The sequence below is a fragment of the Streptomyces nanshensis genome, assembly GCF_001751255.1.
Lineage (GTDB): Bacteria > Actinomycetota > Actinomycetes > Streptomycetales > Streptomycetaceae > Streptomyces > Streptomyces nanshensis_A.
The window spans coordinates 1-10,574 of the sequence record NZ_LJGW01000229.1 but is presented as its reverse complement, the minus strand read 5'-3'; the positions used below and the strand labels follow the sequence as shown (position 1 = coordinate 10,574).

9 protein-coding genes are annotated in these 10,574 nt (G+C 70.3%); 5 read left to right on the top strand and 4 right to left on the bottom strand.

The features are described from left to right. Positions 1 to 258: 258 nt before the first annotated feature. Complete coding sequence (locus AN218_RS36685; RefSeq protein WP_171908674.1) at positions 259 to 417, top strand: hypothetical protein; 159 nt, start codon at positions 259 to 261, stop codon at positions 415 to 417. Between the two features lie 91 nt (positions 418 to 508). Here AN218_RS36685 and AN218_RS13295 read toward each other — a convergent pair whose 3' ends face one another. Beyond that, positions 509 to 1,270, bottom strand: coding sequence for a hypothetical protein (locus AN218_RS13295; protein ID WP_070017052.1), 762 nt, complete (start codon positions 1,268 to 1,270; stop codon positions 509 to 511). A gap of 560 nt (positions 1,271 to 1,830) precedes the next feature. On the opposite strand from AN218_RS13295, the gene AN218_RS13290 reads away from it, so the two are divergent. Beyond that, positions 1,831 to 2,304 (top strand): nuclear transport factor 2 family protein, encoded by a 474-nt coding sequence (locus AN218_RS13290; RefSeq protein WP_070017051.1) that lies wholly within the window; start codon positions 1,831 to 1,833, stop codon positions 2,302 to 2,304. A gap of 185 nt (positions 2,305 to 2,489) precedes the next feature. On the opposite strand, the gene AN218_RS13285 is transcribed toward AN218_RS13290, so the two are convergent. From AN218_RS13285 to AN218_RS13275, 3 genes are all read right to left on the bottom strand, one after another. Further along, positions 2,490 to 3,071, bottom strand: coding sequence for a hypothetical protein (locus AN218_RS13285; RefSeq protein ID WP_070017050.1), 582 nt, complete (start codon positions 3,069 to 3,071; stop codon positions 2,490 to 2,492). Continuing rightward, a complete protein-coding gene (locus AN218_RS38750; RefSeq protein ID WP_141747565.1) occupies positions 3,068 to 5,344 on the bottom strand; it encodes a DnaB-like helicase C-terminal domain-containing protein in 2,277 nt (758 codons plus the stop codon). The genes AN218_RS13285 and AN218_RS38750 overlap by 4 nt, the downstream gene beginning before the upstream one ends. 1,552 nt (positions 5,345 to 6,896) lie before the next feature. Beyond that, positions 6,897 to 7,283, bottom strand: a complete 387-nt coding sequence (locus tag AN218_RS13275; RefSeq protein WP_070017049.1) for a hypothetical protein — start codon at positions 7,281 to 7,283, stop codon at positions 6,897 to 6,899. A gap of 1,957 nt (positions 7,284 to 9,240) precedes the next feature. On the opposite strand from AN218_RS13275, the gene AN218_RS13270 reads away from it, so the two are divergent. The 3 genes from AN218_RS13270 to AN218_RS13265 form a co-directional block, all read left to right on the top strand. Continuing rightward, positions 9,241 to 9,915 (top strand): dienelactone hydrolase family protein, encoded by a 675-nt coding sequence (locus AN218_RS13270; protein ID WP_070017048.1) that lies wholly within the window; start codon positions 9,241 to 9,243, stop codon positions 9,913 to 9,915. Positions 9,916 to 10,036: 121 nt separating this feature from the next. Continuing rightward, the gene (locus tag AN218_RS39190) at positions 10,037 to 10,114 is read left to right on the top strand and encodes a 50S ribosomal protein bL37 (protein ID WP_476755960.1); all 78 of its coding nucleotides are present in this window, start codon (positions 10,037 to 10,039) and stop codon (positions 10,112 to 10,114) included. A 169-nt stretch (positions 10,115 to 10,283) separates the two neighbouring features. After that, positions 10,284 to 10,574, top strand: a 291-nt coding sequence (locus tag AN218_RS13265) for an SDR family oxidoreductase (protein ID WP_141747564.1), incomplete at its 3' end; no start/stop codon positions are given.

The window sequence follows — 10,574 nt, the reverse complement described above, 5'->3', positions numbered from 1 at the left end:
CAACCCTCCGGGTTGATCTTGTGGTACCGAATCGTCGTACAGCTTCCCCAAGTTGGAAATGAGGGCCGCCCGGCGCTCCGCGCCGGAAAGCGCAGCTACAGGGTTGGGGTGTCCTGGTTGGGTTCTGGGCCGCGGGAACGCTCGCGAATCCAACTGAAATTCGCGAGCGTTCCCGCGTAATACCGTCCGGCCAACGAGCTCTCTCCCACAACAGCACGTGCCGGAATCGGGACGTGCACTCGATGTTGGGAGTCGACCGTGAACAAGGACAAGCAGCTTCAGATCCTGGTGCTGCTGATGGCCGGAGCAGGCGCCGCGTACGTGACGGCGTACCACCCCGCCGCCGGCACACCGCTGTTGGTCGGTGTGGGTGTCATCGGCGCGCTCAGGATGCTGATGGATCACGACGAGCAGTAACGGCGCTGCGGCCGGGGCCGAGAGGACGACGTCCTCCTCGGTGTCCGGCCCTCGCTGTCTGTTCGACGCTCTTTCACCCAGTCTCCCCAGATCACTCCGTTCCGGGGGATGCCTGCTCGTCCGGGTCCGGGGCTCCTGCGTCCCAGGAGTCGCCCGTGATGCCGTCGTGGCTGGTGTGCAGCGCCAGGAGTGCGGCGAGCAGCCGTGGGTCCCAGTCCTCTGGGTTCGTGGCGGTGAGGCGGAAGTGGTCCTGGAGGCCTCGGCCGTAGTCCAGGATGCGGGTGCCGTTGCGGCGGTAGCCGGTGCGGCGGGGTGTGCGGAAGAGGTCTCCGCCGCCGATGAGTGAGGCCACGCCCAGTACGCACTGCACGGGGAAGATGAGGTACCAGATGCACCACCAGGCGAGTCGGCCCTTGTAGCCCACGGCGGCAGCTTGTCCTTGGGGCTGGAGGAGCCACCGGGTGCGCAGGTGGCCTGCGGTGAAGCTCCGTTCCCGTTGGATGCTTCCCAGGAGGTGTTCCTGCTCTCCTCCGTAGACCTCGTATCGCTGGGGTGCTCCCCCGGTGGCCGGGGTGGTGACGATGCGGGCCCATCGGTGCCGGCGGTGTGGGTCGGTCCACATGCCTATGGAGCGCACGCCCTGTTTGCGGGCCGTCTTGTAGGCCTTGACTCCGCCGGGCGGCAGTTCGCGGTCGAGGTAGACCCGGCCACCAAAGTCCTCCAGGAGTGCGCCGGTGATCTCGTACCGGGCCCGGCCCCTGCCGTCGGTCGTTTCTGTCCGGTCGCGGCTGCTCTTGGCGGTCTTGTCTCCGGCGGGGTGGTGCGTGCGCCGGAGGACGATGGTGGTGCCCATGGTGAAGGGGGTCTCCTCGCTTGCCTGTTGGCCGTGGTTCAGAGTCGGCAATGTACAGCGGCACCGTGTGCGGGGGCGTTGCGGGGAGAGGGGCTCTCGGGTGGTCGAATTCCCGTCGGGGGAAGGGGACTTACATCGGGGCTTACGTGATGTCAGGTGGGCCTTCTTGCTCGCTGGGCGGGTGGGCGTCGTCTGGGCGCTGCGGCGGTCCTGCGCTGAGCTGCCTTCGTGCTCGCTCCGTGGGAGCAGTGGCCGCGGTTGCGCCCGGGGATCTTTTTGGGTCGTCGATGGGCTGGAGGGCAGGGTGCGGTGGGGCTTTGATCTCGGGTGGGGCATGCTTGCCCGGAGGGCCGGTGGGGCGAGCGTCGCGACGGTTTTGGTCGCGGGGTTCCCTGGCGTAGAGCGGGTGTACGGCGTTGTCGGGTGGCGTCTCGGTGGCGCTTCTGCGGTGTTGAGTGCCGGAAGGGCGTTCTGCTGCCTGGAGCGTCCGGGAGCTGTGCCGCTTGTTGGCGTCGAGGGCAGTGCGTTGAAGATCAGTTTTTCCCTGTCTGGAGGAGACCATGTCCGGCCCTGTCAGCAGGCCCGCCGATCCGGTATCGAGTCATCGTGCTGTCGAGAACTTGATCGCTCGTTACGCGGAGCTGGTGGACGACGGTGATTTCGCTGGGCTCGGCGTTCTTCTCGCTGACGCCACCTTCACGGGCAGTGGCGAGCCGGTGAGCGGCCGTGAGGCGATCGAGAAGATGTTCCGGGATTCTGTGATCGTCTATGCCGACGGCACGCCGCGGACCCAGCATGTGACGACCAATATCGCCATCGAGGTCGACGGCGAGGCGGACACGGCAGTCTCGCGTTCGTACGTCACCGTGTTGCAGGCGCTGCCTGATCTGCCGCTGCAGCCCATCGCCGGCGGCCGGTACCACGATCGCTTCGCGTGGCGTGATGGGCGGTGGTGCTTCACGGAGCGGCGGGTCCGTCTGCGTCTCGTCGGTGATGTGAGTCGTCATCTGCGTCAGGCGGCTTCGGGGCGGTAGTGCTCGCCCGGGGCGGGGTCGTTGTGTGTGCTGCGTCCGTGGCGGATTGCGTTGGTGGGGCGGTCCGTTGGGGGCCGTGTGCCGGCGGGTGGGTCCTGCCGTGGTGGCTGCCTGTTGCGGTTGTGGTGGTGCTGAGGGTTGAACTGCCCGTACGGGGCCGGGGGGATCGGGCGTAGCGGGCCGGGTCAGGCGCCGATGCCGATGCCGGAGACGTAGGCGTAGGCGACGTATTCGGAGGCGATACCGGCGATGATGTCGCCCCAGGCCTGGTCGAGTTGGGCGTCGTCGCCGGCGGCCCAGGCGTGGGTGATGGTGGCCCAGTCGCGGATGCGTACGGAGCGTTGCGGTACGTCGCGTTGGCGGGGGGCGGGGACGTCGGTCTGGTTGACGGGGTAGATCTCGACGCGGGTGCCGCGGCCTTCTTGCTGGAGTCGTTTGGTGAGGGCGCCGGAGCGGACCATGTTGTGGGTGCGGACTTCGCGGTAGGCCTGTTCGATCTTTTCCCGGGAGTTTCTGCTGGGTTTGGCTTTGCCCTGTTTCCAGCGGCGGAGTGTGCCGGGGCGGACGCCGGCGTCGCGGAGGGCTTGGTGGCCGGTGGTGGTGTCGAGGTAGTGGAGGCGGGCGCCGAGGCCGCGGGGTGTGGTGAGGGGGGATTTGATGCCGGTCTCCCGGACGATGCGGGCCAGTTCGGCGGCGAGTGCGGCGGATCCGGGGATGCCGTGGGCGTTGTGTTTGGCGAACCAGCCCCATTCCTCGCGGGCGCTCACTGGTCACTGCCTCCGAGTACGTAGTGGTGTTTGGGTTTCATCTCGGTCAGGTCCCGTCCCTCGTCCCAGAGTCGGCGCCAGTCGCCGGTGAGGTGGAGTTCGTCGGTGCCGGTGACTTCGACGACGTCGAGTCCGGCCTGGTGGGCTTTGCGGGCCTTGAGCCAGAGGTTCGCGAAGGCCTGGCTGCGCAGGATGTGCATCCAGTCGGGGCGGCGGATCTCCCGGTTGTAGGTGGATTCGCCCATGGTGGAGATGAATTTCGCGTAGGCGGCCTTGAGGTATTCGGTGGTCACCTCGTCTTCGTGGGCGATGGCTTCGCGGCGTACGTGGGCGAGGGTGCGGCGGAGTTTTTCCAGGACGTTCTCGGTGGCGCCGGAGGTCCAGGACTCGTGAATGGCCGGTGCCTCGCATAGGCCGTCCCGGGCGCAGCGCTGGAGGAGGCGGAGGGTGGGTTCGGTGATCCATACGTCGCCTGCGGTGCGGCGGTCGCCGAGGGGGGAGGGGAGGTCGGTGTGGTTCCAGGGGGGCGGGGTGATGTGGTGGATGCCGGCGCGTTTGGGGTCGTGGGTGCCGCTGTCGTCGTGGGTGAGCTGCCCGATGGGCAGGTGGGTTTTGAACGCGGCGAGGTAGGCGGCGTTGGCGTCCAGCGCGGTGACCTCCCGGGGGGCGGTGTCGGTGCGCAGGGGCATGTTCTTCCAGCTCAGTCGTCCTTCCCAGACGGCGTCGGCGCCGGATTTCTGGCCCGTCTTCTTCAGCAGGTCGTTGACGGGCGGGAAGCTGGAGTGTTCGTAGCGGCTGCCTTTGCGGGTGTGGTCGAACCAGGCCATGACGTCGGGGACGGCGCGTTTGATCAACGCGTTGGTGGCGGCCTGCGGGTCGCCGCCGGCGTCGTGGAGCGCGGCGGTGACGGTGGTGCGGATCCGGTCGGCCACGTCGGTGTCGATGGAGCCGGAACGGGCTGCCGCGGGGCGGGACTTGGGCCCCTGCGGCGGAGACGGCAGGGGCGGGGCGGGCGCCGTCGAGGGCGTGGCGGGGGCTGTCGGGGGCGGCGGGGGCGCGGCGGGTTGTGTGGCCGCTGGTGGCGGTGCCGGGACGGCGGGCGTCTCGCCGGGTGGTGTGGCGGGGGTGTCGAGGAAACGGGCGTGGGCGAAATCGGGACGCAGAAGGACGGCGGTGTCGGCGGCGGGGCCGTGGGGGGCGGCGCCGAAGTCGGCGTCGGTGACGCTCAGGCGGGCCGCGTCGCCGTCGCGTTCCAGGCGCAGCACGACGTCCGCGCGCAGAGCCGCGATCAGGGCGGGATCGTCGCTGTCGACGACGGCCAGCACCGGGAGCCGGTGGTCGCGGGCGAGACGCACCAAGGCGCGCGTTGCCATCGGGAGGGCGTCTCCGGACAGCGGTACGGCCGGATCCGGCGCGGCCTGGAGGCGGTCGACCACGAGCAGGGCGAGGCCGTCGACGTCGCCGACGGTGGCGGCGACCGCCTCCGTGTCGAGGTCCTCGCCGTCGTCCACCCACAGCGGTGCCTGCCCGGCCGCGTCGATCCCGGCCCGTATGCCGGCGGGGGCATCGAGCGTCCCGGCACGCAGCCGTTGATAGTCGGCACCCGCGTGAGCGGCGGCGATCCGGGCGCTGACGTCCGCCGCGCTGGGACCGGAAGCGGCATAGAGAACGGTACGGCCGTGCACAACCGCCGCGTCACGGGCCGCGGAGACGGCCAGCAGGCTTCCCCCGGTGCCGGGCGCGGCAGCGATGAGAGTGAGACGGCCGGGCGTAAGACCGCCGGTCGCAGCATCGAGCGCGGGAAGACCGTACGACAGAGGGGTCCGGCCGGGGGTGGTCAGGGAGTCCAGGGCAGTAGCGGGGGCGGTCAGCGCCCGCCGACGAGACACCAACCCCGGCGTCGAAGACGGAGACGGCGACGGGAGCGGTGCTGGCGGGGGTTCATGGGAGAGCGGGGCGGGCGTTGCGGCGGGGGCAGGGTCTGCGGCGGCCGCGGGGCTCATCCCGGCGTCCGTGCCGGCACCGGAGTCGGGGCTGGGGCTGGGGCTGGGGTCGGCGGGCAGCAGCACCGCGACGTCCCGGGTGCGCTTGCGCAGCCGCTGCGGCGCGCCGGCGGCGGCCTCGGTGACGAGACTGCCGAGCGTCTGCCGCGCCTGCGTGAGCCCGTGCGAAGGCCACGACGACAGGACCGCGCGCTGCTCCTCGGAGAGCGCGTCCAGCGGTGTCAGCACGGCCCGCAGAACGCCCTCGCCCGACTCCCGCGTAATGGTCACCGGGGCGCCTGCATCGAGGAGTTGGAACAGGGCCTTACGCGCCGCCTCCGTCCCGTAAGGACCCGCGCCGACAGACCCGGCCTCACCACCCGCAGCCACGCAACCAACCCCTCACAACCCAACCCCTCGATACAAGGAAGCGCTGGCGCGAACCTATCAAGACACCTGGCAACAACACTCCAGAGCAGGGACGTTCGCCCACACACCCGAGAGAAAGGGAACCTCACAGGTGTCCGGCACACGTCAGGGACCATGACCGGCCGCCCGCCCCGGACAGGGAGAGAACGTGACAGGCGAGTTGGCGTACGTCAGGGGGACTGGAGGCGCCGTGTGCACACCGAGGCGCAGCAAAGGTGACAGGCCAGACAGGCGCTCTCCCCCGCAGTCTTCCGCCGTGGAACGGCCGGGGCTCCGCGGCGCTACTGGAGATATAGGCTGTCACGACGGCGAAGACATCCGGAGTGGGCCGTGTGTGCGCAGAAGACTCTTCAGTCCCTCCACGCCACACGACCTGATGCGCAGTCAGTGCGCAGCGCGCCCAGGACGGCATCGGTTCTCGCCGGTGTCACAGCCGCTGCGTCCGGAAAACGGGGCGAAGACGAGCGAGTGCGTACGCGCTCAGGGCACGAGGCCCGGTGGTGGCGTGCAGACAGAAAGCGGTCCGGCAACGCCCCGAGAGGGCTTCGCGTCGACTGTCTCGACGGTGAATCAAGCTCGCTTTGGCGGCTTCGGAGACCAACACTGTGAACTCCCCTACGGCGGTGGCGAGTTCACAGTGCTGCACCCAGGGCCCGGGCGCGTGCGGTCCTATTCGGCCCGGCGAGGCGATGCAACTCGTTCCCGGACACGGCCACCCGCCAGGCGAGGCGCAGCTCGGCGGGGCCAGGGGCGGGCCGGTCGGGTCGGGTCGGCAAGACGACCTGTCGTACTCCGTACAGCAATTGAGTGGGCCCGGGGGCACGGCAGGGGGGATCGCGTCCAGGGGGTGCCGGTGGTGTGCAGGGCCGAGGCCGGGGGTGAGGAACAACAGCACCGCCACTCCCCCGAATTGGCGTCCGGCGAAGCGGCACACCAGAACCGACGACGAACCAGCCGCAGGGGCGCACCAGCCCGCCCCTGCGCGCACGCCCTGGGCAGCCTAGAACCGTTACCGAAACCGCCCACGAAACCGCGGCGGGGCGGCGGCAACAAGTCCCCCCATCCCACCGCGGTGCCGGGCACCACGGCGAGGAGGGGGCAGAGGGCCTACCGACCGCCGGCAAAGCCAACTCGGGGCGCAGCACAGCCCCTTCACTGACGGGCCCCGCCGCGTCCCCCGAACTCCCGCTTGCGCCGTACGGATTCGGGCCTTACCAGCGGAAACCCAAGAGGGCCGCAGCAGAAAGCAGCCCCCTGGGGGTGTGAGGACCACGAGAGAACACGAGACACCCCGGCACACCCCCCTCGTCTCCCGGAGAGACGAACGAACAGCCCCGGCTCGAGACCGCCGCGCGCACCGGTGCGATGCGGTGCAGGAACAGTCGCACCGCGCGGCCGAGACGGCGGAACGCCGCTACAGCAGCCAGCCCGGGGGAAGATCCGCGCTCGTCACCGGCGGGCCGAACTCCCAGCCATGGCGCCCCGCATGCCCTTCCGGCAGACCACACGCCTCCGCCGCATCACAGCCCTCGAGGAACTGCTCCGGACAATGCGGCAGCACCAGCAACTCCCGCGACGGCCCGAACGCGTCCCCGTCCGGCCACCGCAGCCACACCATCACCGACGGCATCCCGCCACCGGCCGGCAACGCCTGGCCCGGCGTGTGATGCAACCCGCCGTGCCCCCTCTCCAGCACACACCACAACGCCGGCTCGACCTCGAAGCCACCCCCCTCCAGCACATGCATCTCCACCATCGTCAACGCCGTCCGTACCGGACACGAAACCTGATACACAGACACGCCCCCACCCTCCCCCACCCCACAACGCCCCAGCGGCCCCCAGGCCCGTACAGAACAACGCCGTACCACCCAGCGCACTCGCTGTACCACCACACCCCCGAGAGGAGGTGGAGCGCAGAGGAGACACCGAGGGGCCGGCAGAGAAGAGAAAGCGCCCGGGGAGGGAGAGGAACCGGGGCCGGGGACACGCCAAGCAGCCACGCCCCCGAGGGGCCGAACCCCTCACCGCGTCAAAACCAGCGTGCACGCCCCCGGGGCCCGGAACCCCTCACCGCGTCAAGACCAGCATTGCGCCCGAGGGTTCGGGACACGACACCAGAAGCGCACCCACCCCACACACGGGCCGGCACGCGGAACCGAAACACGGACCGGACACGGCCCGGGACGCAGAGCCCTGCCCCGTACACGGAAGCACCCGAGGAGGCATAAGCCCGCGGACACAGACACGGCGAAAGCCCAGGGCGAGAGAAGAGCAAACCGTGCCGTGGGGCGCCGAGACCATGACTGCCAACCCGCCCAACACCCCACCTCCCGACAGCGAACAGCAGCACGCGCGTGCCTCAACCACACGACCACACACGACAGTTCCCTGTACCCACACCGAGCCAGGAGAAGAAAGAGCACGAGAGAGGGGCAGCCGATTACGGCGGCAGGACGAACAATCACAGCGACGGACAACCACCGTCCGGCCCCCGGCACACCCCCGGTCAACCCCGCGCAGACAGCGACCCGATGGCATGAGACCCGACCCCCTCGGCCCACGGGCCCATTAGAGCCCGGAGGGGCGGCGCGTGCGCCAACCCGCCCCGAACGCACGGCAGTTCACACCCCCCCGAGACGCAGCCGCGCCCGAAAAGGAGAACCCCCGAGGACAGAGCCACCGGGGATAGAGTCACCAGCCAGGGCCTCCCTGCGGCGTGGTCAGACAGACAACTCACCGCAGCCGGAGGCCCCTCCCCCACCTCGTCCCACACGACAAAGAAGGGCAGCGAGACATAGCGCGCCGCCACAGAAACCCGCCCAGACACGGCACGCACATCACAAGCCGCGCGGCGGCCCTTAAGGGGGGAGGCCCGCTCAGGCGCGGCGCAGCACGCAGCCGACACGAACACTCCCCTCGCCTACTCTCCCCCGATACCGCCTTTCACCACCCGCAGTGCACCGCCCGTCCACAGCAGCCGTCGACAACGGCCAAACCGTAAGGCGACAACCACCCCGACCTCCCCCAACGCCGGGGGGCGACGAGGCGACAGGGCAAGGGACGACAGGCAGGACACCGCCAACCGGCAGCCCGACAGGCCGAGTTCACGTAATTCGGCGGGTGAACCGGCGGCACGTAGCGCCGCTGCCACGACGTCTCAGCGGGGGGGCGTAGCAGGCGGCGGCGGACAGAAGCCACAGCCCAGCCAGCAAAGGGGCACCCGGCCAGAACAGCCGGCCAGGCCGACAGGTCAGGGCGATGCCGGTACGGCCGCATCCACCACCGCACGCCACCCCCACGCCTTCAGGTCTCGAAGCAGGCAACTGCGGCGCGCCCGGTCGCCGTACAGGCTCAGGCCTCGCTCAGCACGCCAGAGCCTGGGTCCGGCTGACGGGCAACCGGAGTCCGGCCAGCCCAACCACCGGAAATCCCACACCACTTGAGGCGGCCGGCTGCCCAGGAAGAAGAGCGAGAAGGCCGGTTCGGGGCCGGGCGGCAGCGAGCAGCGCGCGCGAGCAGCGCGCGCCGGCGCAACGAGGCGTCCCCGGCGGCAGGCGCAGCACGCCGGCACCCTCCGGACCCCAGAATCCGTTCACCCCCACCGCACCCCCGGCCGTACCCGGGGGGGCTGCAGACGCACCCCGACAGGCAAGCACCCCTGCTCCTTGTCTGTCCCCCGGTGCATGACACCGACTCTCCGCGGCTACCCGACGCCCCGGAAAGGCAGCCCGGAACGCGGAAACAGAAGGGGTGCCGATGTTCTCGGAACCGGTGTCGATAGCAGTGCCCGGCAACGTGGAACTCGCCGGTGACCTCGACGTTCCCGCCTCACCACGCGGCATCGTCCTCTTCGTCCACGGAAGCGGCAGCTCCCGCCACAGCCCCCGCAACAGGGCCGTAGCCCGGCAACTACGGCAAGACGGCTGGGGAACACTCCTCATCGACCTCCTCGACCAGGACGAGGAACAAGCCGACGCGGCAACCGGACGGCACCGCTTCGACATCCCCCTCCTCGCCGAACGCACCGTCACAGCCATCGACTGGCTCGGCACACACCCCGCCACCAGCACACTCGGCGTCCACCTCTTCGGCGCCAGCACCGGCGCCGCCGCAGCCCTGACCGCCGCAGCCACACGCCCCCACCGGGTCGTCTCCGTCGTCTCCCGCGGCGGACGCCCCGACCTCGCCGACCACGCCCTCCCCCACGTACAGGCACCCGTCCTGCTCCTCGTCGGCGGCCGGGACACACAGGTACTCGGCCTCAACCGGGAAGCCGCCGGACTCCTCCACGCCGACCACCGGGTACAGACCGTGCCCGGAGCAACCCACCTCTTCGAGGAACCCGGAGCGCTGGACCACGTCGCCGACGCCGCACAGGAATGGTTCCTCCACACAACACAAACACGCAACAACCCCGGACGAGCCACATAACCCGGCACCCCGGCCGGCAGCCGACACCCGGCCTCGATTGGCCCCCGCCCCGCCCCCACTGCCACCATGACCCCCGGCCCCGGCCACCGGCCACAACACCAAGAAGACAAGGAGAACCGGCATGTCCTCAAAACGCCGCCGCAAGAAGAAAGCACGCCGCAAGAACAACGCCAACCACGGCAGCAAACCCCAAACCTGAAAACCCCACCCACACACCCCAACCCCCTCCCGGGGGCGCGGCCAAACACCCAAGCCGCACCCCCCGGAGAAGGGGAGCGGCCGGCGGCGAAAGCCGTTGACACCCGCAGCACCCACACGTGACGCTGCCCCGCGTACGAGGCCGGAAGCGCAGAGTGAAAGGGCCGTGGGTGGCGGACGCGGGCGGGATCGTGGTGACGGGCGGCGGACGCGGGATCGGGCGGGCCGTGGCAGAGCGGCTGCTGGACGACGGTCACACCGTCGTCGCGGTCGACCTCGACCGCGGGGCGCTGGAATGGCTCGCGGAGCATCCGGGCGCCGCACGGGCCCGGAGCGTGGCGGGCAGCGCCGCCGACGACGAGGCCGTCCAACAGGCCGCGGATCTCGCGGAGTCGGCGCCCGGCGGACTGTGCGGCTGGGTCAACAACGCCGCCGTCTTCCACGACGCCTCCCTCCACAAC

What these genes read in the sequence shown, in the direction of transcription:
- AN218_RS13290 (WP_070017051.1), top strand. Translation starts at nt 1,831, where the DNA reads ATGTCCGGCCCTGTCAGCAGGCCCGCCGATCCGGTATCGAGTCATCGT.
- AN218_RS13295 (WP_070017052.1), bottom strand. Translation starts at nt 1,270, where the DNA reads ATGGGCACCACCATCGTCCTCCGGCGCACGCACCACCCCGCCGGAGAC.
- AN218_RS13270 (WP_070017048.1), top strand. Translation starts at nt 9,241, where the DNA reads ATGTTCTCGGAACCGGTGTCGATAGCAGTGCCCGGCAACGTGGAACTC.
- AN218_RS39190 (WP_476755960.1), top strand. Translation starts at nt 10,037, where the DNA reads ATGTCCTCAAAACGCCGCCGCAAGAAGAAAGCACGCCGCAAGAACAAC.